This is a genomic window from Chitinophaga sp. (assembly GCF_036569185.1).
In the GTDB taxonomy this organism is placed as follows: Bacteria; Bacteroidota; Bacteroidia; order Chitinophagales; family Chitinophagaceae; genus Chitinophaga.
In genome coordinates this window covers 1-24494 of sequence record NZ_DATCRD010000283.1, presented here as the reverse complement: position 1 = coordinate 24494, position 24494 = coordinate 1, and the positions used below count along the sequence as shown (strand labels likewise).

Sequence of the window (24494 nt, the reverse complement as noted above, 5' to 3'; positions counted from 1 at the left end):
AGGAACTGCAGGGCCTTGTAGCCACTTTTGAACGCTTCAATTATGTGATCAAATACATCTTTGCCGAAGAACCGGAAGAAGAAGTGCTGAAGAAAAACTACGACCTGCTGATGAACTACATCGGCATGTAACGCGGATTTTGTCTGACTCAGGATTACGATGATTATACTGATTAATTTGATTGATTATATTTGATTTTAAAGGATTCGGGGAGATAGAAGCGAAACTCGCTTCTATCTCCCCGAATCCTTTAAATCTTTTAAAATCAAAAAAATAAAATCCGGTTAATCAGTATAATCATCGTAATCCTGAGTCAGACAAAATCCGCGTAAGACAAAATCCGCTATATTTGGGTATTGTCAACGCTTTTAAAATATTTCAAGGACCTACATGCTGAGATGCTGTTACTACCTGCTGGCCCTCGTATGCCTGTTGGGGATGGTGATACCGGAAAATGCTGAAGGCCAGTCGGCGCCCGTAACGGATACCAGCTACCTGGTAGTGCGTAATATCCTTGTTTCCGGTAATAAGAAAACCCGGACTTCTATCATCCTCCGGGAAATAAGCACAGTGCCGGGAGATACCATCTATCTCCGGGATCTTGCCAATACCCTTGAAGAAAGACGTAAACAACTGCTCAATACCTCCCTGTTCCTCAATGTTACCGCTAACGTTAAAAACTGGACCGGCAATGAAGCCGATCTGGTATTTGAAGTATGGGAACGCTGGTACACCTTTGCCTACCCCATTTTTAAACTGGCAGACCGTAACTTCAACCAGTGGTGGGTGGAAAAGAACCACAGTCTTAGCCGTATTAATATAGGGGTAAGCGGTACCCAGGAAAACCTGACCGGACGCAACGATGAACTGAACGCTGCCTTACAGTTTGGTTATACTCAACGGTTTGCATTGCAGTATAATGTCCCTTATATCGATAAACACTTCCGTCACGGCCTCGGCATCATCGCTTCCTATAACCGTAACCGTGAGGTGAACGACAGCACCAGTAACAACAAACAGCAGTTTTTCCGGAAAGATGAATTCCTGCGGCAGGTATATGTTATAGGGCTCAACTACAGCTATCGCAGGGCCATTAATACCCGGCACCAGGTGTTTGTAAACTACAATTATGAGAAAATAGCGGATTCAGTAGCTATCCTCAATCCCAACTATCTCGGGAAAGGCCGCACCAATGTACGTTTCGTCGATATCACCTACCGCCTTACCTATATTAAGGCAGATAGCTGGGTATATCCCCTTAAGGGATTCCGGTTACAGGCGGAAGTGGGCAAAAAAGGAATAGGGCCATGGAATGATGTGGATGATGTGCATTTCCGCCTCAATATGGCCAAATACTGGCAGCTGCGGCCCAAAACCTTTGCTGCGCTAGGCATCCGCAGCGCGGCAAAATTTTCTAACGAGCAACCTTATATTAACCAGCAGGCGCTGGGCTACAGGGATGATTACCTGCGTGGACTGGAATATTATGTAATAGACGGTACCAGCTTCGCCATTCTCAAATCCACCCTCCGGCAGGAACTGGTTTCTTTCAAAGTAAAACTGCCCATTGTTCCGAAAAAATTTAATACCGTTCCGGTGCGCATCTTCGCCAAAGCCTTTGGCGACGGCGGTTACGCCTATAATAAGTTTCCCGGCAACAGCTTCCTCAATAACCGCTTCCTTTACACCGGCGGAGTTGGGCTCGACATTGTATCCTTCTATGATACCTGCCTGCGGATCGAATACAGCTTTAACCAGTTAGGGCAAAAAGGACTATTTTTACACACGAGCGTGGATATGTAGGTCTTCAGAGCCGATCGTTAAAAGCTTAAAAAATTATGCAGGTAGCACTTTATAGCAGGGGATTTATTACAGAAGATATTTCAAACATCCGCTTATTGCTGGAGGAATTAAAGCGGGCAGAGATAACCGCCATCATTTACGAGCCTTTTTATTATACCCTGCAGCAACATATTCCTTTCGACAACGTACCAACGCTGTTTTCCTGCGCGGAAGACCTGCCGGGTAAAATCGACTTCCTGGTGAGCCTGGGCGGAGATGGTACCCTGCTGGATACTGTTTGTTATGTGCGGGATACCAATATCCCCGTAATAGGGATCAATTTCGGCCGCCTCGGTTTCCTGGCCAGTATTGGTAAAGATGAGATCCATGCACTGGTACAGGCGCTGCTGCACCGCACCTACGTGGTAGACCAGCGTTCATTGCTCCATCTCGACGCCAATGTTCCCTTGTTCGGCGATGTACCTTACGCCCTCAATGAATTTACGATCCATAAAAAGGATACCTCGGCAATGGTAAAGATCCATACTTACCTGAACGGGGAATTCCTGAACACCTACTGGGCAGACGGGCTGATTGTAGCCACCCCTACCGGGTCTACAGGTTATTCCCTCAGCTGTGGCGGGCCTATCGTGTTCCCGGATGCAGGCAATTTTGTGATCACTCCTGTAGCGCCTCATAACCTGAATGTAAGGCCCATTATTGTGCCTAATGACAACATCATTTCCTTTGAGGTGGAAGGCCGCAGCGACCAGTTTCTCTGTACGCTCGACAGCCGTATGGAAACCATCGATAACCGGGTACAGCTGGCTATCAAAAAAGAACAGTTTAAACTGAGCCTGCTCAGGCTGGACGACAGTAACTTCCTGCACACCCTTCGTAACAAACTACTCTGGGGAATTGATGCCCGGAATATGATTAAAATATAGAATTGTAAAGTATATTGTTATATTTACAAATATATTGCCTGCTGATTGTAATGTAAATTATGCCCCGTGAAGCATGCATCCGCTAAATAAGTAAGCATAATCATCAGCTATACATTAAATAAATACGGCATTTTAGCGTTTAAGTAGAACTGATTTATGCTGAAACCTTTTTTATATTCCCAATACATCGTTTTTTTATTGCTGGTATCGGCAGGTTGTTTGTTTGCCGGGCGTGCTGCTGCGCAGAATGAACTGGAATATGTGGGGGAACTGGGCTTTTCTGTGGGAGGAGCGCAGTATTTCGGAGACCTGAATACCCGGGGCGCTTTAAACACCCTGAAGCCTGCCGTGGGCATTTACTACCGTAAGTACATGAACGATTATGTAGGCCTTCGCGCTCATGCCCGGTTTATGCAGCTGGGCTATTCCGACGTGTATAGCAAGAATGAGTTCCAGCAACGGCGGAACCTCAGTTTCAATACTAATTTGTTTGAGCTGTCGCTCCAGGGGGATTTTAATTTTTTCCGCTTTGAGCCCGGCAGCTTGTATGAGCGTTTCTCGCCTTACCTGACCGGAGGGGCCAGTATTTTCCATTATAACCCGTATGCTTATCTTGACGGGGTTAAATATTTTTTGCAGCCCCTGGGCACAGAAGGGCAGGGAACGGCCCTGTATCCTGAAAGAAAGCCTTATAGCCTGGTTTCCTATGCCTGGCTGATCGGGGGCGGTTTTAAGTATAATATTTCCAAAAAGGTGAATGTGGGCCTGGAGGCACTGTACCGGTTCACGCAAACGGATTACCTGGATGATGTAAGTACTACTTATGCCGGCCCGGCGGCCTTTCCGGCCCTTCCAAACGGACAACCCACTGTAGCGGCGCAGCTGCAGGACAGGTCCTCTGTAAAGGGTAGCCCGATCGGGGTGATGGGGCGGCAGCGGGGAAACAGCCGGGATAAGGACCAGTTTGTTACCATTGAGTTAACGATCAGCATTCTTTTCACCTCTTACAACTGTAAATTTTAAAATAAAAAATACTTTCTGCGGGCGGGCTTTCTGTACCTGCCAACCGCCATGATAAGTCTCCGAATTTGCTAAAATCCCCACTGGTATTGATTTCGCTGTTAAAACTACGTTAAAACACCTTCTCAGGCTTTGCCAAAAAAGTCATTACTCTATTTTTGTATCTTTGCACCCTTTTAGTAGATCTGTTATAATCTGTTATAATACGCCTGACACAAATGAGCTTGAAGGAAAAATTGGACTTACAACGGTTGCCGCGCCATATAGCCATTATTATGGACGGGAACGGCCGTTGGGCAAAGGAGCGGGGACAAGACAGGCTGTACGGGCACCACGAAGGGGTGGAAAGTGTGCGTAACATAGTGACGACCTGTGCAGAACTGGGGATAGGTTATCTGACCCTATACGCGTTTTCTACCGAAAACTGGGACCGCCCCGTTTATGAAGTTAATGGCATCATGGAACTACTCGTAAACACTATCCGCATGGAAGTGAATACGTTATCAAAAAATAATATCCGGCTGAGCGTAATTGGCGACATGGAAATGCTGCCTCCCCAATGCCAGCGGGAAATGGAAGAGGCCATTGCCCTAACCAGCCAGAATACCGGCCTCAATCTCATTATGGCTCTTAGCTACAGTGCAAGGTGGGAAATCGTGAATGCAGCCAGGAAAATAGCCCTGGATGTGAAAAATGGAGCCCTGGACCCGGTAGCTGTGACGCCTGAGATATGGGAAAAATATCTCTGTACAGCCGGCCTGCCGGACCCTGAATTAATGATTCGTACCAGTGGAGAATGCAGGATCAGTAACTTCCTACTATATCAGCTGGCCTATGCGGAACTGTATTTTACAGATACCCGGTGGCCGGACTTCCGCAATGAACATCTTTACCAAGCCATCTTAAATTACCAAACCAGAGAACGGCGCTTTGGCAAAACAAGCGAACAAATTCAGCAGAATGAAGAAATTATTTCCTAAGGGCCTTCTGGCTATAGCATTATGTTGCAGTGCAGGCATTCGTGTATCCGCTCAGCAAAAAGATACCGTGCCTCCTACGCAGCCTCCTGCTAATCCGCCGGCCGTTTCTCCTATTAACACAGGCGTCCCGCAACAGTATGAAATTGCCGAGATTACGGTTGCCGGTACCCAATACCTGGATAAATCACTGCTGTTGTCGCTCTCCGGCCTCAATGTCGGTGATAAAGTTACTTATCCTGGTGGCGACCAGTTCACAAAGGCAATCCAGAGCTTATGGTCACAAAGGCTCTTTGCCGACGTAACCATTTATGTTACCAAAATAGAAGACAATAAAATCTGGCTGGAAATAGGACTAACGGAAATGCCCCGTATGTCTACATTCGCTTTTAAGGGAATCAAAAAAACAGAAGCAGATGATATTACCACCAAGGCCGGTTTGCGTAAGGGAAATGTGATCACACAAGCCCTGAAACAAAACGTGATTGGTGTTGTACATAAATTTTATGCAGATAAAGGATTTGGAAATGCTACTGTTAAGATCGAGGAAAGAAGCGATACCGGGCAGGTAAACTCCAAACACCTCATCTTTAATGTTACCAAAGGCAGTAAAGTACGTATCCAGGATATCAATATCGTAGGGAATGAAAATATAGCCGACGCCAAGATCAAAAAGAAGATGAAAGGGACCAAGGAAAAATCCCGTTTCACCCTTCACCCGGATAATGAACATGTATATGTAGACTCCCTGGCTCACCCGGACGATTTCTGGCAAACCTATGGCTTCCTGCAGCCTACCCGCGCATTCGAGAAACTGGACCCTTATTTCCGCTTTAAGCTGTTCAGCTCTGCCAAGTTCAACGAAAACAAATACCTCGAAGATAAAGGTAAAGTGATAGGTCTCTATAACTCCAGGGGTTACCGTGATGCGGTGATCGTAAGAGACACCACTTACAAAACCCGTTCACAGAACCTGAATGTGGATATGCAGATCTCCGAGGGTAAAAAATATTATTTCGGTGATATTACCTGGAAAGGAAACACCCGTTATTCAGACTCCGTACTGACCCGTATCCTGGGTATCAAAAAAGGAGATATCTATAACCTGGAACTGCTGGAAAAAAGGATTGGTAAGCAAATGTCGCAGGAAGGCGGCGATATCAGCGGCTATTACATGGACTATGGTTACCTGTTCTTCCAGATCGACCCGGTGGAAATCGGCATTCGTGGCGATACCATCGATTACGAGATCCGTTTGCGTGAAGGGCCGCAGGCTACCATCAAGGAAGTTCGTATAGCCGGTAACGAAAAAACCAACGAACACGTTATCCGTCGTGAGCTCCGCACTATTCCGGGTGAAAAGTTCAGTCGCCAGGACCTGATCCGTTCCAACCGTGAAATTGCCAACCTCGGCTTCTTCAACCCGGAAAAGATCGGTATGAACCCCGTGCCAAACGTACAGGATGGTACCGTGGACATTGATTATACCGTGGAAGAAAAGGCGAACGACCAGCTGGAACTGTCTGCCGGTTGGGGTGGCTATATCGGTTTAACCGGTACGCTCGGTGTTACGTTCAATAACTTCTCTCTGCGTAATATTTTCAGAAAAGAAACCTGGGATCCGCTGCCAAGTGGCGATGGGCAGAAGCTGTCTGTTCGTGTATCCTCCAACGGTAAGGCTTACCGCTCTTACAATTTCTCTTTCACCGAGCCATGGCTGGGTGGTAAGAAAAGGAACCAGTTTTCTGTAAGCCTTTACAGCAGTTACCAGAATCCTTACGCCTATAACGATTATTACAGGCTTCCGGGTGATACCACCAGGTCAACAGATGGTCACTTCAAAGTATTGGGAGCTTCCGTATCATTGGGTAAGCAGCTGAAATGGCCGGACGACTATTTCACCCTGATCTATTCTGTGAACTACCAGCAGTATAAGCTGAAGAACTATAACTACTTTGGTATTCCGGGTTTTGAAAGCGGTACTTCCAATAACGTGAACATTAAACTCACGCTGTCCCGTTCTTCTGTGGACCAGCAGATCTTCCCGCGCAGTGGTTCCAACTTCATGGTATCTGCACAGTATACGCCGCCATACTCCCTGTTTAATCCTGACAAGGATTACTCCAAGGAGCCGGCATCCGAGCAGTTTAAGTTCATTGAGTACCAGAAATACCGCTTCAATGCAGAGTGGTATGTGCCTTTGAGCCGCCCGATGGGTAGTGACAACAAAACCTTTGTATTGAAAGTAGCCGCAAAATTTGGTTACATTGGGCGCTACAACAACCGTACAACCCTGTCGCCTTTTGGCCGGTTTGAAATGGGTGGTGATGGTTTGAGCAACTTTGCGATCTACGACCGTGATATCATCTCCCAGAGAGGTTACCCGGTGTATTATACCTCCGATCCGAGCATCAATCCTGAAAACGGTCAGCCTGCCAACTATTCCGGCTTCACCGTATTTAATAAATATGTGATGGAACTGCGGTATCCGTTCAGTTTGAATCCCAGCTCCACCATTTTTGGTCTGGCCTTCCTGGAAGCAGCCAACGGTTACAAGGACCTGAATGAATACAATCCTTTCAGGTTACGCCGTTCCGCTGGTATCGGTATGCGTTTTTACCTGCCGATGTTTGGATTGCTCGGATTTGATTATGGTATCGGGTTTGACCGTCTCCAGCCGGGTGGTGGTTTGAAAGATGCTGCTAAGTTTACGTTTATGCTTGGCTTCGAACCAGAATAATGTGGAAAATAATTATATATTGCAAGTTTAACCGTCACTAGGTTTTGCGAAAAAATTATTGTAGCATGAAAAAATTATTTATTACAGCCGCTATTGTGCTGGCTTTGGGCGGTGCAGCAAGTGCACAGCGCTATTGCGTGATAGATACAAAATATATCCTGGAAAGCATCCCGGAATACAAGGAGTCGCAGAAGAAACTGGATGCAGTAGCAGAACAATGGCAGAAAGAGATTGACGCCAAGTTCCAGGAAGTGGATAAGATGTATAAGTCTTACCAGGCAGAACAGGTGATGCTTACAGAAGAACTGAAGCGTAAAAGGGAGGATGAAATAGTGGCCCGTGAAAAAGAGGCAAAGGATTTGCAGAAGAAGCGTTTCGGTTACGAAGGCGATCTTTTCAAGAAAAGGGAAGAACTGGTAAAGCCTATCCAGGACAGGATCTACAATGCTGTGCAAAAGCTTTCTGCCAGCAGGATGTATGATTTTGTACTAGATAAGGCTGCAGGCGCCACCGTTATATTTTCTGATCCCAAACTGGATAAAAGCGAAGAAATTCTGAAATCTTTGGGTGTAAAGAAGTAACTCTGTACCTATTTTTTAACTATAAGTATTAAAATTTTTTTAAACACAGACAACATCATGAAGAAGTACGTAATTATTGCTTTTGTGGCGGTTACCGGTTTGTTCAGCGTGAATGCAATGGCACAATCCAAAGTAGCGCATATCAATGCACAGGCACTGGTAGCCAGCATGCCGGAAGCCAAGAAGGCAGAAACTGATCTGCAAACTTTTGCACAGGGACTGGAAGGTGATGGGAAAGCACTGGTAGATGAGTATACGAAGAAAATGAAAGAATTCGATGATAAAGCGGCTACTATGACCGACAATATGAAGGAAATCAAAGGTCGTGAAATCCAGGATGCCCAGAAACGTATCCAGGATTACCGTGAAGGCGCTGAACAGAAAGTACAGGCTAAACAGCAGGAACTGCTGAAACCCATCTACGATAAAGCCCGTAAGGCCATTGAAGATGTGGCAAAAGAAAAAGGTTACAACTATGTAATCGACAGTTCTGCCGGTATGCTGCTGGTGTCCCCGGCTGCAGACGATATCCTGGCTGCTGTAAAAACTAAACTGGGTATTAAATAATTAATATTCCTAATATTAAAAGTGGAATGTGGTGAAAACTGCATTCCACTTTTACATTTAAGAATTAGGATTTTAATTTGCTTTTCAAAAATTTTCTGCTACCTTTGCCTTCCGTTTTAAAAAATACAATCCTTTAATCCGGGAGTTTTAGTATAGTACAGGTAAAAACAAAAAAAAGAAATGAAACGTACTTTTCAACCGCATAACAGACGCAGAAAGAGCGTTCACGGCTTCAGAAAGAGAATGGAAACTGCTAATGGCCGTAAGGTATTGGCTTCCCGCAGAGCAAAAGGTCGTAAGAAGCTGACTGTTTCTGACGAGCGTAAGCTGAAATAATTAGTAGCTAAATACTATTTGCCATAAAAACTTATTCTTTTAGCAAGGAAGAAAGGTTAAAAAGCAGAAAACTTATTGAAACGCTTTTTCGTGAAGGAAAAGCGTTTTCTGTTTTTCCCTACCGGGTTGTTTATATGCCGCTGAAAGAAGCGGGTAAATATCCCGTGCAGGTAGGCTTTAGCGCTACTACCCGCCGGTTTCCCCATGCGGTAGACCGGAACCGCATCAAACGCCTGGGCCGCGAAGCCTGGCGCCTGCAGAAGCAGGAACTGTACGACCATCTCCGGTCGGAATCAAGACAGCTCGCTGTTTTCCTCATCTATACCGATAAAAAAATCGCTGATTTTTCTACCCTGAAAGACAAAATTTCGGTAATTTTAAAGAAGCTGCAAACCAGCGTTTAGCACCCGCAGTTAGCTTTGGCTGATGGCAGCGAAACCGGCATTCAACATTCTGTTGTATGGCCGCTATTTTTTTACTGGCTAAAAGCTGCTTATGAACCGTGTTGTGCGCTGGCTTAGTTTTCCTTTTATCTTCCTGATAAAAATTTACCAATGGTTTATCTCGCCCCTCCTGGGCAGTAAATGCCGTTATACGCCCACCTGCTCACAATACGGGCTGGAAGCATTTAAAAAATATGGACTGTTTAAAGGTGGCTATCTCACCATAAAGCGTATCTTGTCCTGCCACCCCTGGGGTGGGCATGGATATGACCCGGTGCCATAACCATCAACATTGCCAACTAACATCATTCATCTTATACACTCGTTGCATGCGTGCATTTTTCAATAAAAGAAAGAAACTGGCAGCAGCACTGCTGCTGATCATCGCCACCGCAGGGATCTTCGCTTTCAATGAAAACGATAAATACTTCCAGATAGCCAAAAACCTGGACATATTTGCCGCTTTCTACCGGGAGCTGAATACTTACTATGTAGATGACCTGCCTCCCGAAAAAGTGATGCGGAAAGGCATTGAGGCCATGCTGGAAGAAACAGACCCCTTTACCGATTTTGTTTCCGAAGAAAACCTGGATGATCTTAAATTCATGGCCACCGGCAAGTACGGTGGGGTAGGCGCTTCCATCAATACCAACGGCGAATGGACCGCCATTACCGATGTGTATGAAGGCAGCCCCATGGACAGGGCCGGCGTAAAACCAGGCGATATCATTGTAAGCATGGATGGCAAATCCAGCAAAAATGTAGCGCAGGAAGATATTAGCCGGCAGCTGAAAGGCGCAGCAGGCACCCCGCTGGATATGGTGTTCCGCAACCCGGTAACCGGCGTGGAAACCCCTAAAAAGATCATCCGTGAAGAGATTAATGTAAAAGCGGTAAGCTATGCCGGCATTGTGAAAAATGATATCGGCTATATCAAAATGACCCAGTTCACTGAAAACAGCGGCGCTATGGTACGCCAGGCGGTGGAACAGCTGAAACGGTCTAACCCCGCCTTAAAGGGAATGATACTGGACCTGCGCGGCAACCCCGGCGGATTACTGGATGAAGCCGTTGTAGTGGCCAATATTTTTGTTGATAAGAATAAACTCATTGTAAGTACCAAAGGAAAAGTAAAGAACTGGGACCGCAACTATGAAACCACGGAGCAACCGGTGGATCTTCATATCCCGCTGGCGGTGCTTACCAATCACTCCTCTGCTTCCGCCGCTGAAATAGTGGCCGGCAGCATCCAGGACCTCGATCGCGGACTGGTAATAGGACAACGCTCTTACGGAAAAGGACTGGTGCAAACCACCCGTCAGCTGCCCTATAATACCAAACTGAAAGTAACTACCGCTAAATACTATACGCCAAGCGGCCGCTGTATCCAGGCTATCGATTATTCGCATCGTAATGATGATGGCAGTGTAGACTATGTACCGGATTCCCTGCGTAAATCATTTACTACCACAGGTGGCCGCGCTGTAAAAGATGGCGGCGGTATTGAACCGGATGCAAAGGTGGACCCTACCTACATCAGCCAGGTGGCTATCACCCTGCTGCGTAAACAATTCATCTTTGATTATGCTACCAGCTATTATTATAATCATCCGAAAATAGCCGCTGCAGGGTCTTTCGCCCTTTCGGAAAGCGACTTCGAAGATTTTGAGCGTTATCTCGATAACAAAGATTACAGCTATAAAACACGTAGCGAGGAAGCGCTCGACTCTTTCAAAAGCACGGCGAAAAAAGAGAAATACTATGATGCCATTGCCAAAGAGCTGGAAACACTGGAAACAAAAATGAAGCACGATAAAAAACAGGACCTGCTGAAGAATAAAACAGAGATAAAAAGATTACTGGAAGAAGAGATCGTAAACCGGTATTACCTGCAGAGAGGCCGTATTATCAGGTCGCTGGAATGGGACAACGAGGTAAACACTGCGGCTGATTTACTGCACAACCCTTCAAAATACAAACAACTGCTTACCGCAGCAAAGTAATAGCCCGATTCCCCGGCATCAGTTATTTTCAATAAAGCCTGCAAATAGACCCCGGCCGCGCCGGGATTTGTTTGCAGGCTTTATTGTTCTCCTCATATAAATTATGAATTCCGGGAGAATAATTATATTTTGAGAGTTCCAGTGAATAATAAACTTATATCATTTCTCAAATTAAATGGGTTATCATGCCAGTAAATTCCAATGAAGACTCTCGCCGGAGTTTCATCAGTAAATTTGCAAAAGGAGTAGTAGGCGCATCATTGCTACCCAATATCCTGACCGCAGCTGACAAACAAAGAAACATCCAGTCACTTTCCCGCCTGAAAGAAAAATACAGTGCCAACGACCAGATACAGATAGCGCTGATAGGCGCCGGTGGTATGGGAACAGCAGATGCCAATACGGCGATCACTGTGCCCGGTGTAAAGCTGATAGCCGCCTGTGATCTATACGATGGCCGTTTGGCGGATGCAAAAAAGAAATGGGGTAATGATATTTACACTACCCGCAGCTACCAGGAGATCCTGGATAGAAAAGATATTGATGCAGTGATCATTGCTGTGCCGGATTTCTGGCATAAGGATATTTCCGTAGCAGCCATGAACAAAGGCAAATCCGTTTACTGCGAAAAGCCAATGGTACACGATATCAGCGAGGGCCCCGCAGTAGTGGAAGCACAGCAACGTAATGGAAAAGTGGTATACCAGGTGGGCAGCCAGGGTATGAGCTCACTGGGTAATGAAAAAGCCAGGCAGCTCCTGAAAGATGGCGCCATTGGTAAACTGAACTATGCAGAAGGTTTCTGGGCGCGTATGTCGCCCACCGGCGCCTGGCAGTATCCTATTCCGGCGGATGCTTCTACCAAAACGGTTGACTGGACCGCTTATCTCAAAAATGCACCCAAACGTGATTTTGACCCGCTGCGTTTCTTCCGCTGGCGTAATTACAAAGACTATGGCACCGGTGTTTCCGGCGACCTGTTTGTTCACCTGTTTTCCAGCCTGCACCTGGTAACCGGTTCCCTGGGGCCCAATAAAATAATGGCTACCGGCGGCTTGCGTTACTGGAAAGATGGAAGGGAAGTACCTGATATTATGCTGGGTATGTTTGACTACCCGGAAACTGACATACACCCTGCGTTTAACCTGTCGCTCCGCGTAAACTTTGTAGATGGTACCGGTGGTACCAACTACCTCCGTATGGTGGGTAGTGAAGGCTCCATGACGGTGGAGTGGGATAGGGTGACCCTGTTCCGCAACAACGTACAGGTAGATGAAAACGATCCGCTGGCTGCTGCAAATGCCGCCGCTTCCAATAACGGAAAATCGTATGCCTATCACCGTGCGAACATGCTGGATCCTGAAAAGATGATCTATGAAGCAGAGAAGGGTTACAAAGGCGCGCATTTCGATCACTTCTACAACCTGTTCAACGCCATGCGTACCAACGGTAAAGTAGCGGAAGATCCAACCTTTGGATTCCGTGCTGCAGCACCGGCGCTGTTGTGCAATGAAAGCTACTTTGATAACAAGATCATCCACTGGGATCCGAAGAACCTGAAAGTGGTGAACAAGTAATTAAAACCGGGCACCATGATGAAGCACCCTTTGATACCGGCCTTGTCGGTATTCAGTATGGCGGTAATGTCTTGTGGAGGCAGTACCACACACAGCGAAAGAGCCAATGCCGTTGCGGTAGCGGATTCTGTGGTAAGTACAGCGCTTGCTGATTCTACCGGTGCGGTATTAACTGAAGCGGAAAAGGCGGAGGGCTGGCAGTTGTTGTTTAACGGCCATACCCTGGAAGGCTGGCGTACGTATAAAAACAAACCGGCAGATTCCTGGGTAGCGGAGAACGGGATCCTGCATTGCCTGGGGCATAAAACAGACAAGTCGGATGTACGGGGCAACCTGATCACAGATAAGCAGTTCGAAAATTTTGAGTTGACTGCCGACTGGAAGTTATCTCCACAGGGCAATAGCGGCATAATGTATATGGTAACGGAAGAATTTGAAACCCCTCAGCTGAGCGGGCCGGAATACCAGATCATTGATGATAAAAATTTCCCGGAGAAGCTGGAGCCCTGGCAACATACAGGCGCCAACTATGCCATGAATCCGCCTTTGGTGGATGCCGCCAATCCTGTTGGCGAATGGAACACTACAAAGATCATTGTAAACAAGGGTCATGTAGAACATTGGCTGAACGGGAAGAAAACAGCAGACTATGAGTTGTGGACGCCTGAATGGAAGCAGCACAAAGCCGAAGGCAAATGGAAAGATGCCAAAGGTTATGGCCTGTCAAAGAAAGGCCATATTGCTTTACAGGACCACGGCAGCGAAATATGGTTTAAAAACATAAAGATCAAGGAGCTGTAAACAGTTGGTCTAGCTTATAAAAAATCCCGTCAAGGTTTACCTGACGGGATTTTTTTATGCAGTTCAATGGCTTATAAAGCTGCTTCGTAGCGTTTGCTGATAGCGTTCCAGTCGATCACGTTCCAGAATGCTTTCAGGTATTCCGGACGGCGGTTCTGGTATTTCAGGTAGTAAGCATGTTCCCATACGTCTACACCGAGAATAGGGGTGCCTTTTACTTCAGCAACATCCATGAGTGGGTTATCCTGGTTTGGTGTGGAAGAAACTTCCAGTTTGCCATCCTTTACAGTTAACCATGCCCAACCGGAGCCGAAGCGGGTAGCGCCGGCATTGTTGAATTTTTCCTGGAATGCTTCAAAAGAACCAAAAGTGCTGTTGATAGCATCTGCCAGTTTACCGGTTGGAGCACCGCCGGCATTAGGCGCCAGGCTGGTCCAGAAGAAACTGTGATTCCAGTGTCCACCGCCATTGTTTCTTACAGCCGGGCTGATTTTACCGGCATTGGCTACCAGTTCTTCCAGCGATTTGTTCTCATTTTCTGTGCCTGCTACTGCTTTGTTCAGATTGTCTACATAAGCCTGGTGGTGCTTACCATGATGAATTTCCATTGTCAGTTTATCGAAATTCGGCTCTAACGCATCAGTTGCGTAGGGTAAGCTCGGAAGTGTAAATGCCATAACTTAAATTTTTATGGGTTTTAAAATATGATTTCTTGATAGTCGCCAAATTTACTGCCAATCCGTTAAAATTTAGACATTTAATTATTAAGTTAAGGTATACTTACCGGTTGATGCCTGCAATTTGGGGAAATCGGCAGTGGCCGCCTTGATCACATGGAAAATTATTTTATATTTACGGGCACTCAAGAAGTAACTTCAAGTATATTTTCAGGTGTGACTGGTGGTTGTTTACCTGTTGTTTGTTTAAAACTAAATAGTATGCAGACAGGCTCGGACTCGGGGCTACATTTTTCCCTCAATGCCTTACAGAAGGAAAATGAGCATTTAAGAAATCGTATCCATTGGTTGGAGAGCGTTTTACATCATGTACCCGCCATGATTTACAGTTATGATAACAGTACCAAGGCGGTGACCTGGTGTAATGACCGGCTTGCGGAAACGGTTGGATTTTCCGCCGATGAAGTAACGGGAATGGGAATGGAATTTTTCCGGCATATCATGCATCCTGAAGATTTTAAACTGGCTGCGGTTGCGCAGCAATCTTTCATTAACAACAAAGCGCAGTTTGGCGGCCTGGCCCGCATCCGTAAAAAAGGAGAAATAGATTACCGTTGGCTGCTCGGCCTGGAAGTGCCGTTCACGCACGATAAGAACGGGAGGGTAGTGGAGATTATCTGTGCGTTCCTCGACCTTACCAATGCCATTGATACCGATGTACAATTGTCTGAAGCATTGAGCGCTATCATGCGCCGGCAGAATGAAACCCTTTTCAACAAACTGACTCCCCGGGAAAAAGACGTACTGGGCATGGCTGTGAAAGGCCTGAACAACAAGGAAATTGCACAATCGTTGAGCCTTAGCCGTTATACCGTGGAAACCCACCGCAAGAATATCCGCCTGAAACTAAAGGTGCGTAATACCTCGGAACTGGTGGCCATTGCCCGTAAGATCGGGTTCGAGTAAATACACTTTACTGGTAACCAGTGTTTAATAGTAACCGACGCCTGTAAAATACCTGCTAAAAACTGCTGAATATCTTAAAAAATACCCAACATTGGGTATTTTCTTGTTTTTCAAACAAGACTAATTTAGTGCATTAAATATTCAATGTGTTTTTTAAACATCCGGTATGATTACTATCTGAAACAGCCCTATGACTATGATAACTGAGGAAAGAGCATTTGACATCTTACAACTGGAAGAATCTGCAACCGCAGAGGAAATCGTAGCCCGTTACGAAACGCTGAAAGATCAATACAGAAGAATTAAAGATGAAACGGAAGACCTGAGAACGCGGCTGGCTTACCAGTTGAAACAAATAGAACTGGACGACGTATTTATATATTTCAGGAGAAAACAAAGAATATAAAGGACCCCTACCAGTCTTTCGTATCTCCAGGGAAAACTATGCCTGCATCTGCCCCTGTTAGCTTTATTTCGTTATATTTATGCGTCTAAACCCTACCTAAAACACTCAGTCTATGAATGTTATCTTGATCGTTTTTATAGTATTGGCCTTAGTGGTGATACTGTCATCGTTTGTAACCGTACAGCAGGGAAACGTTGCTGTTACTACCATCTTCGGCAAATACAACCGGGTGCTCTTTCCGGGGCTGAACTGGAAAATACCCATTATTGAAAAAGTATTTAAAAGGGTATCCATCCAGAACAGGTCTGTAGAGCTGGAATTCCAGGCCATCACCATTGACCAGGCCAATGTGTATTTCAAAGCTATGTTGCTGTATGCCGTATGGAACCAGGAAGAAGAAACGCTGAAGAACGTGGCGTTCAAATTTATGGATGAAAGAAGTTTTATGCAGGCATTGGTACGTACCATTGAAGGCTCTATCCGCGGGTTTGTAGCTACCAAGAGGCAGGCTGAAGTATTGGGACTGCGTAAAGACATTACCGAGCATGTAAAGGAACAGATCGATAAAACCCTGGAGGAATGGGGTTTCCACCTGCTTGACCTGCAGATGAACGACATCACTTTTGATGAAGTGATTATGAAGTCGATGGCGCAGGTAGTAGCCTCCAATAACCTGAAGGCGGCTGCTGAAAACGAAGGACAGGCTTTACTGATCACTAAAACCAAAGCGGCGGAAGCAGATGGTAATGCTATCAAAATTGCAGCGGAAGCGGAACGCCAGGCCGCTCAGCTGCGTGGTATGGGCGTGGCCCTGTTCCGGGAAGAAGTAGCCAAAGGTATGACTATGGCAGCCAAAGAAATGCAGCAGGCCAACCTGGATACTTCGGTGATCCTCTTCTCCATGTGGACGGAAGCCATTAAACATTTCGCCGAAAATTCAAAAGGAAACGTCATCTTCCTGGATGGTTCTTCCGAAGGGATGGATCATACCATGAAGCAAATGATGGGTATGAATAAGCTGATGGAGTCCAATAAAAAATAATTATCTCCTTTGTTCAAAAAAGGTTTTCATCAGCTGTAAACTTTCTTCGCTGCAGGGGCCGGCCTCCAGTTTTGTTTTCGGATGAAACGGGGACCGGTCGCCGGTAGCTCTCCGGTAGCTGTTCTTATCATCCGGCGCTGCATATACGATCCTGCCTATCTTACTCCAGTAAAGCGCGCCGGCGCACATCAGGCAGGGCTCCACTGTTACATACAATGTTGCCTCCATCAGGTATTTACTGCCCAGCGTATTAAAGGCTGCCGTTAAGGCAATCATTTCCGCATGTGCCGTACAGTCGTTCAATCTTTCTACATGATTATAACCGCGCCCAATGATGCGGTTGTTCAGTACCACCACTGCACCAATAGGCACTTCCCCGTCTTCAAACGCCTTGCGTGCTTCCTGCATCGCCTGCCGCATAAAATGTTCGTCCGTCATAACAATTGCTGGTGATCAGTTCCCGGGCATATCGCCCGGGCTGATAATTTATTTGTTGATCATTGCCAGGAAGTCGTCTTCCGACAGGATCTTAATGGTATTGATTTTTTTTGCTTTCTCCAGTTTGCTGCCGGCATCATCGCCTACTACGAGGTAGTTGAGCTTGCTGCTCACGCCGCTCATAATTTTACCGCCTTCCTGTTCCACCATTTCCTCTGCTTCATTGCGCTTCAGTTTATGCAGGGTACCGGTAAACAAAAACGTTTGCCCGTTGAGGTTACCCGATGTATGCGTTTCCTTTTTGGTGTTGGTCATGCTGATGCCCAGCGCAGCCAGCCTGTTCAGCATCTGGATATTGTCGTTGTTGGCAAAGAATAGCCGGATAGAGCCGGCCACTTTGGGACCAATATCTTCCAGTGCAAGGATCTGTTCTTCTGTCCAGTTTTGCAGGTCCATGATATGGTTTACTGCATTGGCCAGTGTTTTGGCAGTTGTTTCGCCTACATAACGGATGCCCAGCCCGAAGATCAGGCGGTGCAGCGGCTGTGTTTTAGATTGCTCGATAGCCGATTGGAGGTTGGTCAGTGATTTTTTGCCAAAGCCTTCCAGTGCGCCTATCTTTTCAAAATCCAGTTCATAGATACCGGGTATATCTCTCAGGAGTCCTAATGAAAAGAATTTGCGGACATTGCTTTCGCCAAAGCTTTTGATGTCCATGGCATCTTTGCTTACAAAGTGGATCATTCTTTCCACTACCTGTGCTTCGCAATTGATATTGGTACAGCGCCAAACGCTTTCTGCTTCAGGCTTTACGAGCTTATCGTGGCATACGGGGCATCGTACCGGGAAAATGATTTCCTGTTCGCTGCCATCCCGCAGGTCGGCTACAGATTTTACGATGTAAGGGATCACATCTCCCGCTCTTTCTACCAGCACGGTGTCTCCCAGTTTCAGGTCTTTCTCTTTGATCACTTCTTCATTGAAAAGGGAAATGGAGCCTACGGTTACGCCGCCAATGGGCACAGGGTCGATCTTTGCTACCGGTGTGATGGAGCCGGTACGCCCCACCTGGAACTCCACGCTGCGGAGCTTACTGGTAGCCTGCCGGGCTTTAAATTTATAAGCGATGGCCCAGCGCGGGTGGTGGGTGGTCATACCCAGCCGGTCCTGCAGGTCATAGTCATTTACCTTGATCACCATGCCATCTATTTCATAGGGCAGGTTATCGCGTTCTGTTTCAAATTTCAGCACGTAATCGATCACCTGCTGTATGCCTTTTACCACTTTCTTTTCTTTGGCGGGGCTGCGGAAGCCTAATGTAGATAACAGTTCCAGCGTACCGCTATGTGTTTTGAGCACGTCCGGTTCTGTTTTTCCCGGGTTCATGTTATGATAGCTCATGTGGTAGAGGAAGGCTTCCAGTCCACGTTTGGCTACTTCGTTAGGATCCACCATCCGTAATGAGCCGGAGGCGGCATTGCGCGGATTCGCCAGCGGAGGCAGGTTATCGGCAATACGTTTATCGTTGAAGGCTTTGAAGGTATTTTTATTGATGAGCACTTCGCCGCGTATTTCTATCTGGTGTATGCCGTACTTTGAGAAGGAGGCCGACAGCGGGATAGAGCGGATCTGTCTGATATTGGTAGTGATATCTTCCCCTGCAACGCCATCGCCGCGTGTGGCGCCGCGTGTAAGCCGGTCGTCTTCATAGATCAGTGAAATACTGGCGCCATCGAATTTAGGCTCAATGCAATATTCAATTTCAGCAAGACCAGCGCTTTCACGCGCCTTGCGGTCCCAGTCGATCAGGTCGTCTGCATTGTAGGAATTTTCCAGGCTGAGCATGGGCACCAGGTGCGGTACGGTCACAAATTCTTTGGTAAGGCCCTGGGCTACCCGCTGGGTAGGCGAGTCGGAGGTAACGAGGTCCGGGTGTTCCTGTTCCAGTTTCTTCAGCCAGGCAAATAACTGGTCGTATTCATAGTCGCTGATCACAGGGTCACTTTCCACATAGTAACGCCAGTCGTTATAGCTGATTACACGGCGAAGGGCATCCAGGGTTTCATCAATGGATTGCAGCAGTGTTTGTTGTTGCAGGTGGCTGAGCAGTTGTTTGGCCAGCTGTGCCAGGGCTATTTCTATCTCCTTTGTGTACATAAATGATATAACTGAGCCGTAAATTTAAACTTATCTTTCAGGTTAGGGATATCTCTTCAAAAAAATCCGGTCACTTTGTTTTAAATGTGATATTTTTTTCTTTCATTTGAATATAGTTCCGCGCGTTATTCGAAAAACTGACGTTTACTGTAATTCCACGTCTTTATGATGTCTATGTACACCAAGAACCTCAACACACACCTTGTTGAAATACAGGATTATTTCAAGGTAGCCATATCGGTCGACTGTGTCATTTTCGGCTTTAACAATGATGAGCTGAAAGTATTGCTGATAGAATCAGATCTCAAAGAATTCAAGGGCAAATGGTCGCTGCTCGGCGATATAGTACGGCCGGAGGAAGAGTTGGATGAAGCAGCTTACCGGGTGCTGAAAGCGCGTACCGGGCTTGATAATGTGTATATGGAGCAGGTGCAGACTTTTGGTGCAGTGGAGCGGCATCCTGCAGGCAGGGTGATTACCGTGGCTTATTATTCACTGGTGAACATTGAGCATGTGGAGTTGAAGATGAGCAACAACGAACTGCACTGGCACAGCGTAAAGGAGCTGAGGGAAATGGCCTTTGATCATAAGCAGATCCTGGATACCTGCCATGAGCGGCTGAAGCAGCAGGTGCTGGTACAGCCTATTGGTTTCAACCTGTTGCCCCGTAAGTTTTCCCTCCGTGAATTACAGAACCTTTACGAAGCTATCCTGGATATGGAGCTGGACCGCCGTAATTTCAGGAAGAAGTTTTTGTCGATGGATTTACTGATGGATCTGAATGAAGAAGAAGAGGATGTGCCGCATCGTCCGGCCAAGCTCTATAAATTTAATTTTGATAAATATGACCAGAGAAAGAAGCGATATCTGGGGATAGGCTTTTAGAAATGGTCGTTGTAATATTTTTTTCTCCTTTACATTTTAAATCTTTCCCGCCCCGGTTAATCTAAATAAGCCGTAAATCCTTTGTCACGAAGGATTTGGTATAACATGTGCGTGCAAAAAAATGGGGGTGTTAATTTTCTATCTAAATAGAAAAAAAAGTTTGTTTTTAACAAAATTTTAAGTAAGATTGTGTAAGATATACACATCCTAAGGAGCAAACTATTACCAGTTATAAAACCAAAATTTAACTCGTTCGCCAAAAACATTTTTTCTTTTTGTTTATTGCCGTAAGTAGAAGATTCCATTTAACAAGCCTGAAAAACTATAAATCATTTATCACTCGTTTGATTTTATAGTTCCACGTTATGAAACATAAGACTGCTAAGCACTAATGCCTGGTGTCTTACTTTACGCTTTCCCTTGTGCAGGTAATGTACAGGGGAAAGTTGTTTTAGGGAAATACTAACCTGATCAGGGATCAGTTAAATAATTTGCAATAAGATCAGGAACCTGTTCAATCAATTCTAATTCTGTTTAAACCCGCGCTATGCCGGCATTTCAGCTGCTTTTTCCGTAACTTGCATTCTTCGTGGTTTTCATGCAGGAAGCATGGAGCCCTGGTCAAAAATCCGGTAATTGATATGTCTTATACACCACAACATAAGGTTCGCATAGTAACAGCAGCAGCTTTATTCGACGGGCATGATGCCGCCATCAATATTATGCGGCGCATTATGCAGGCAAAAGGCGCCGAGGTCATTCACCTGGGACATAACCGCTCAGCGGCGGAGATTGTAGACTGTGCCATCCAGGAAGATGCACAGGGTATTGCGGTCACTTCCTACCAGGGAGGCCACGTGGAATTTTTTAAATACATGTACGACCTGCTCCAGGAGAAGGGCTGCGGTCATATTAAGATATTTGGCGGCGGTGGCGGCACCATTCTCCCGGTGGAAATAGCGGAGCTGCATGCCTATGGCATTGCACGCCTTTATTCCCCGGACGATGGCCGGCAAATGGGGCTGGAAGGAATGATTGAAGACCTCATCCGGCAATGTGATATAGCCGTTAAACCATTACCTGCCGGTGAAGAGAACATCCAGCAGCTGCAGGCAGATAAAAATCCAAAAGTCATTGCCAGGGCTATCAGCCTGGCTGAAAACGATATGCCGGTATCCCTGCTCAGCGGGCAGAAGGCAAGAACCGCTGTTACCGTAGATGAAACTGCCGGCGCCCGTATTACCCATACCGCAGCCGACCCGGAAAAATCTCCCGTACTGGGCATTACCGGAACAGGCGGCGCCGGTAAAAGCAGCGTAACCGACGAACTGGTGCGCCGCTATCTGAACCACACCACCGATAAAACAGTGGCAGTAATTTCGGTAGACCCCTCTAAAAAGAAGACCGGCGGCGCTTTGCTGGGCGACAGGATCCGGATGAACTCCATTCATCATCCACGCGCCTACATGCGCTCACTGGCCACCCGCGAAAGCGATAAAGCCATCAGCGAACATATCCAGGAAGCGATCGATATCTGCAAACTGGCAGCATATGATTTTATCATCCTGGAAACATCCGGTATAGGACAAAGCGATACCGCCATCACGGATTACTGTGATGTATCGTTATATGTGATGACGCCGGAATATGGCGCCGCCTCCCAGCTGGAAAAGATCAACATGCTGGATTATGCCGACGTGATCGCGATCAATAAATTTGATAAAGCCGGCGCCCTGGATGCCCTGCACGATGTACGCAAACAGTATAAGCGTAACCATAACCTCTGGAACGCCAAAGAAGAAGAATTGCCGGTGGTAGGCTCCATTGCATCCCAGTTCAACGATGCGGGCATTAACCTGCTGTTTGAAAAGGTGATGGAGAAAGTGGAAGAGAAAACCGGCGCAAGTTTCGGACCCATGGCTCATGAAAGCATTAAGTCCACTTCCACCAAATCACAGATCATTCCTCCTGCAAGGGTACGCTACCTCGCGGAGATCTCCGAGGCTATCGGCGACTATGGCAAATGGGTGGACGAGCAATGTAAACTGGCCACACAACTGTACCAGGTAGAAGGCGTAATGGCGCTGCAACCCGCATCAGCCGCTGCATTGGCGGATGTGAAAGCCCACCTGGAAAAATCTTTGCACCCGGAGTGTAAAAAACTGGTGGCCGACTGGCCCGCCCTGGTAAAAAAGTATACCGCGGATTACTACGAGTTCCAGGTAAGGGATAAAGTGATCAAACTGCCACTGTATAGCGAAAGTCTCAGCCACAGCCGTATTCCGAAGGTATCGCTGCCTAAGTATAAAGACTGGGGCGATATTCTCCGCTGGCAGCTCACCGAAAACCTGCCCGGTGAATTTCCGTATGCAGCAGGTGTGTTCCCGCTGAAAAGGGAAGGAGAAGATCCTACACGGATGTTTGCCGGTGAAGGCGGCCCGGAAAGGACCAATAAACGTTTCCACTATGTGTCGCTCGATCAGCCTGCAAAACGCCTCTCTACCGCATTCGACAGCGTTACGCTTTATGGGGAAGACCCGGCGCTGCGCCCGGATATATACGGTAAAGTAGGTAACTCCGGTGTGAGCATTGCCACCGTAGATGATGCCAAGAAATTATACAGCGGGTTTGATCTCTGTGATCCGAAAACATCGGTATCTATGACCATTAATGGTCCTGCGCCCATACTGCTGGCGTTTTTCATGAACGCCGCCATTGACCAGCAATGTGAGAAATATATCAGGGAACAGGGGCTTACAGAAAAGGTAAAAGCGCTTATCAACACCAAATTTAAAGATCATCCATTGCCACATTACAACGGCAGCCTGCCCGCAGGCAATGATGGCCTGGGTTTGGAGCTGCTGGGAATTTCGGGAGAAGAAGTACTGGATAAAGACGTATATGAGAAGATCAAAGCGCATGCCCTCAGTACGGTACGGGGCACTGTGCAGGCGGATATCCTGAAGGAAGACCAGGCGCAGAATACCTGTATCTTCTCCACAGAATTTGCATTAAAACTGATGGGCGATGTACAGGAATATTTCATTACCCAAAAGGTCCGCAACTTTTATTCTGTAAGTATTTCCGGCTACCATATTGCAGAAGCCGGCGCCAACCCTATTACCCAGCTGGCGTTTACCCTGGCCAATGGTTTTACTTATGTGGAGTACTACCTTAGCCGTGGTATGCACATCGACGATTTTGCGCCTAACCTGTCGTTTTTCTTCAGCAACGGCATGGACCCTGAATACGCGGTGATAGGACGTGTTGCCCGCCGCATCTGGGCCAAGGCGATAAAGTATAAATACAAGGGGAACGACCGTTCCCAGAAGCTCAAATATCATATTCAAACCTCCGGCCGCAGTTTGCATGCCCAGGAAATTGATTTTAATGATATCCGTACCACATTGCAGGCGCTTTATGCCATCTATGATAACTGCAATTCCCTGCACACCAACGCTTATGACGAAGCCATTACCACGCCCACAGAAGAAAGCGTGAGAAGGGCCATGGCCATACAGCTGATCATTAACCGGGAACTAGGCACTGCAAAAAATGAAAACCCGGTGCAGGGATCTTTCTTTATTGAAGAGCTTACCGACCTGGTAGAAGAAGCCGTACTGGCGGAGTTCAACCGCATCACGGAGCGCGGCGGTGTATTGGGCGCCATGGAAAGAATGTACCAGCGTAATAAGATCCAGGAGGAAAGCCTTTACTACGAATCGCTGAAACATACCGGTGAATTCCCGATTGTAGGCGTGAACACCTTCCTGAATAAAAACGGGTCGCCTACCATTATCCCGGCCGAAGTGATCCGTTCTACCACCGAAGAAAAAGAGTTCCAGATCCATACCCTCGAAGCGTTTCAGCAAAGGCACCAGCAGAAGAGCGGGGCTGCGCTCCGTCAGTTGCAGCAGGTGGCGGTAAGCAACGGCAATCTCTTTGCAGAGCTGATGGAAACGGTGAAGCATTGTTCATTAGGACAAATCACGCACGCACTGTACGAAGTAGGAGGGCAGTACCGGAGGAATATGTAATGCCGCGGATGTTGTCTTGGAACACTGATTACGCTGATTTTGATGATTTGCCTGATTTTTACTTTTAATAATAGTTAAGGGAGATAGAAGCATTATTCGCTTCTATCTCCCT

The 24494-nt window shown here is 46.7% G+C and carries 21 protein-coding genes; 18 read left to right on the top strand and 3 right to left on the bottom strand.

Translation table 11 applies throughout. The features are described from left to right. Positions 1-390: 390 nt before the first annotated feature. The 13 genes from VIM72_RS22040 (at position 391) to VIM72_RS21980 (ending at position 13774) form a co-directional block, all read left to right on the top strand. Positions 391-1803, top strand: coding sequence for a POTRA domain-containing protein (locus tag VIM72_RS22040; RefSeq protein ID WP_332004982.1), 1413 nt, complete (start codon positions 391-393; stop codon positions 1801-1803). 35 nt (positions 1804-1838) lie between these two features. Next, positions 1839-2729 carry an NAD kinase gene (locus VIM72_RS22035; RefSeq protein WP_332004981.1) on the top strand — a complete coding sequence of 297 codons (891 nt, stop codon included), beginning with the start codon at positions 1839-1841 and terminating at the stop codon, positions 2727-2729. 156 nt (positions 2730-2885) lie between these two features. Next, a complete protein-coding gene (locus VIM72_RS22030) occupies positions 2886-3752 on the top strand; it encodes a DUF6089 family protein (protein ID WP_332004980.1) in 867 nt (288 codons plus the stop codon). 215 nt (positions 3753-3967) lie between these two features. Then, positions 3968-4729 carry an isoprenyl transferase gene (locus VIM72_RS22025; protein ID WP_332004979.1) on the top strand — a complete coding sequence of 254 codons (762 nt, stop codon included), beginning with the start codon at positions 3968-3970 and terminating at the stop codon, positions 4727-4729. Beyond that, on the top strand, positions 4710-7466 hold the full coding sequence (locus tag VIM72_RS22020; protein ID WP_332004978.1) for a BamA/OMP85 family outer membrane protein: 2757 nt from the start codon (positions 4710-4712) through the stop codon (positions 7464-7466). The genes VIM72_RS22025 and VIM72_RS22020 overlap by 20 nt, the downstream gene beginning before the upstream one ends. Positions 7467-7531: 65 nt before the next feature. After that, positions 7532-8047 (top strand): OmpH family outer membrane protein, encoded by a 516-nt coding sequence (locus tag VIM72_RS22015; protein WP_332004977.1) that lies wholly within the window; start codon positions 7532-7534, stop codon positions 8045-8047. Between the two features lie 57 nt (positions 8048-8104). After that, entirely contained in the window at positions 8105-8614 is a 510-nt protein-coding gene (locus VIM72_RS22010; protein ID WP_209856657.1) for an OmpH family outer membrane protein, read from the top strand. A gap of 180 nt (positions 8615-8794) precedes the next feature. Next, positions 8795-8950, top strand: a complete 156-nt coding sequence (gene rpmH / locus VIM72_RS22005; protein ID WP_012788729.1) for a 50S ribosomal protein L34 — start codon at positions 8795-8797, stop codon at positions 8948-8950. A gap of 11 nt (positions 8951-8961) precedes the next feature. Further along, positions 8962-9354: a ribonuclease P protein component gene (locus VIM72_RS22000; RefSeq protein WP_332004983.1), complete on the top strand. Its 393-nt coding sequence runs from the start codon at positions 8962-8964 to the stop codon at positions 9352-9354. A 91-nt stretch (positions 9355-9445) separates the two neighbouring features. Further along, a complete protein-coding gene (gene yidD, locus VIM72_RS21995; RefSeq protein WP_332004976.1) occupies positions 9446-9676 on the top strand; it encodes a membrane protein insertion efficiency factor YidD in 231 nt (76 codons plus the stop codon). 46 nt (positions 9677-9722) lie between these two features. Next, entirely contained in the window at positions 9723-11396 is a 1674-nt protein-coding gene (locus VIM72_RS21990) for a S41 family peptidase (protein WP_332004975.1), read from the top strand. Positions 11397-11581: 185 nt separating this feature from the next. Further along, positions 11582-12973, top strand: a complete 1392-nt coding sequence (locus VIM72_RS21985; protein ID WP_332004974.1) for a Gfo/Idh/MocA family oxidoreductase — start codon at positions 11582-11584, stop codon at positions 12971-12973. Positions 12974-12988: 15 nt separating this feature from the next. After that, on the top strand, positions 12989-13774 hold the full coding sequence (locus VIM72_RS21980; RefSeq protein ID WP_332004973.1) for a DUF1080 domain-containing protein: 786 nt from the start codon (positions 12989-12991) through the stop codon (positions 13772-13774). A gap of 71 nt (positions 13775-13845) precedes the next feature. On the opposite strand, the gene VIM72_RS21975 is transcribed toward VIM72_RS21980, so the two are convergent. Further along, on the bottom strand, positions 13846-14451 hold the full coding sequence (locus VIM72_RS21975) for a superoxide dismutase (protein ID WP_142684831.1): 606 nt from the start codon (positions 14449-14451) through the stop codon (positions 13846-13848). 261 nt (positions 14452-14712) lie between these two features. Between VIM72_RS21975 and VIM72_RS21970 the strand changes: the two genes are divergently transcribed. The 3 genes from VIM72_RS21970 (at position 14713) to VIM72_RS21960 (ending at position 16865) form a co-directional block, all read left to right on the top strand. After that, positions 14713-15417: a LuxR C-terminal-related transcriptional regulator gene (locus VIM72_RS21970; protein WP_332004972.1), complete on the top strand. Its 705-nt coding sequence runs from the start codon at positions 14713-14715 to the stop codon at positions 15415-15417. 190 nt (positions 15418-15607) lie between these two features. Continuing rightward, a complete protein-coding gene (locus VIM72_RS21965) occupies positions 15608-15823 on the top strand; it encodes a hypothetical protein (protein ID WP_332004971.1) in 216 nt (71 codons plus the stop codon). A 112-nt stretch (positions 15824-15935) separates the two neighbouring features. After that, positions 15936-16865, top strand: coding sequence for an SPFH domain-containing protein (locus VIM72_RS21960; RefSeq protein WP_332004970.1), 930 nt, complete (start codon positions 15936-15938; stop codon positions 16863-16865). Here the strand turns inward: VIM72_RS21960 and VIM72_RS21955 are convergent, their stop codons facing one another. Continuing rightward, positions 16866-17303 (bottom strand): nucleoside deaminase, encoded by a 438-nt coding sequence (locus VIM72_RS21955; RefSeq protein WP_142684835.1) that lies wholly within the window; start codon positions 17301-17303, stop codon positions 16866-16868. It abuts the gene before it with no gap. A gap of 48 nt (positions 17304-17351) precedes the next feature. Then, the gene (gene ligA, locus VIM72_RS21950; RefSeq protein WP_332004969.1) at positions 17352-19460 is read right to left on the bottom strand and encodes an NAD-dependent DNA ligase LigA; all 2109 of its coding nucleotides are present in this window, start codon (positions 19458-19460) and stop codon (positions 17352-17354) included. A 165-nt stretch (positions 19461-19625) separates the two neighbouring features. Between ligA and VIM72_RS21945 the strand changes: the two genes are divergently transcribed. After that, positions 19626-20345 (top strand): NUDIX hydrolase, encoded by a 720-nt coding sequence (locus VIM72_RS21945; RefSeq protein WP_332004968.1) that lies wholly within the window; start codon positions 19626-19628, stop codon positions 20343-20345. A 641-nt stretch (positions 20346-20986) separates the two neighbouring features. Continuing rightward, positions 20987-24382, top strand: a complete 3396-nt coding sequence (locus VIM72_RS21940) for a methylmalonyl-CoA mutase family protein (RefSeq protein ID WP_332004967.1) — start codon at positions 20987-20989, stop codon at positions 24380-24382. Positions 24383-24494 lie beyond the last annotated feature (112 nt).

Coding starts and splice junctions, on each gene's coding strand:
- VIM72_RS22040 (WP_332004982.1), top strand. CDS start 391: ATGCTGAGATGCTGTTACTACCTGCTGGCCCTCGTATGCCTGTTGGGG.
- VIM72_RS22020 (WP_332004978.1), top strand. CDS start 4,710: ATGAAGAAATTATTTCCTAAGGGCCTTCTGGCTATAGCATTATGTTGC.
- VIM72_RS21940 (WP_332004967.1), top strand. CDS start 20,987: ATGTCTTATACACCACAACATAAGGTTCGCATAGTAACAGCAGCAGCT.
- VIM72_RS22015 (WP_332004977.1), top strand. CDS start 7,532: ATGAAAAAATTATTTATTACAGCCGCTATTGTGCTGGCTTTGGGCGGT.
- VIM72_RS22025 (WP_332004979.1), top strand. CDS start 3,968: ATGAGCTTGAAGGAAAAATTGGACTTACAACGGTTGCCGCGCCATATA.
- VIM72_RS21960 (WP_332004970.1), top strand. CDS start 15,936: ATGAATGTTATCTTGATCGTTTTTATAGTATTGGCCTTAGTGGTGATA.
- VIM72_RS21965 (WP_332004971.1), top strand. CDS start 15,608: ATGACTATGATAACTGAGGAAAGAGCATTTGACATCTTACAACTGGAA.
- VIM72_RS21990 (WP_332004975.1), top strand. CDS start 9,723: ATGCGTGCATTTTTCAATAAAAGAAAGAAACTGGCAGCAGCACTGCTG.
- ligA (WP_332004969.1), bottom strand. CDS start 19,460: ATGTACACAAAGGAGATAGAAATAGCCCTGGCACAGCTGGCCAAACAA.
- VIM72_RS22030 (WP_332004980.1), top strand. CDS start 2,886: ATGCTGAAACCTTTTTTATATTCCCAATACATCGTTTTTTTATTGCTG.
- VIM72_RS21970 (WP_332004972.1), top strand. CDS start 14,713: ATGCAGACAGGCTCGGACTCGGGGCTACATTTTTCCCTCAATGCCTTA.
- VIM72_RS21985 (WP_332004974.1), top strand. CDS start 11,582: ATGCCAGTAAATTCCAATGAAGACTCTCGCCGGAGTTTCATCAGTAAA.
- VIM72_RS21975 (WP_142684831.1), bottom strand. CDS start 14,451: ATGGCATTTACACTTCCGAGCTTACCCTACGCAACTGATGCGTTAGAG.
- VIM72_RS22035 (WP_332004981.1), top strand. CDS start 1,839: ATGCAGGTAGCACTTTATAGCAGGGGATTTATTACAGAAGATATTTCA.
- VIM72_RS21945 (WP_332004968.1), top strand. CDS start 19,626: ATGATGTCTATGTACACCAAGAACCTCAACACACACCTTGTTGAAATA.
- VIM72_RS22010 (WP_209856657.1), top strand. CDS start 8,105: ATGAAGAAGTACGTAATTATTGCTTTTGTGGCGGTTACCGGTTTGTTC.
- yidD (WP_332004976.1), top strand. CDS start 9,446: ATGAACCGTGTTGTGCGCTGGCTTAGTTTTCCTTTTATCTTCCTGATA.
- VIM72_RS21980 (WP_332004973.1), top strand. CDS start 12,989: ATGATGAAGCACCCTTTGATACCGGCCTTGTCGGTATTCAGTATGGCG.
- rpmH (WP_012788729.1), top strand. CDS start 8,795: ATGAAACGTACTTTTCAACCGCATAACAGACGCAGAAAGAGCGTTCAC.
- VIM72_RS21955 (WP_142684835.1), bottom strand. CDS start 17,303: ATGACGGACGAACATTTTATGCGGCAGGCGATGCAGGAAGCACGCAAG.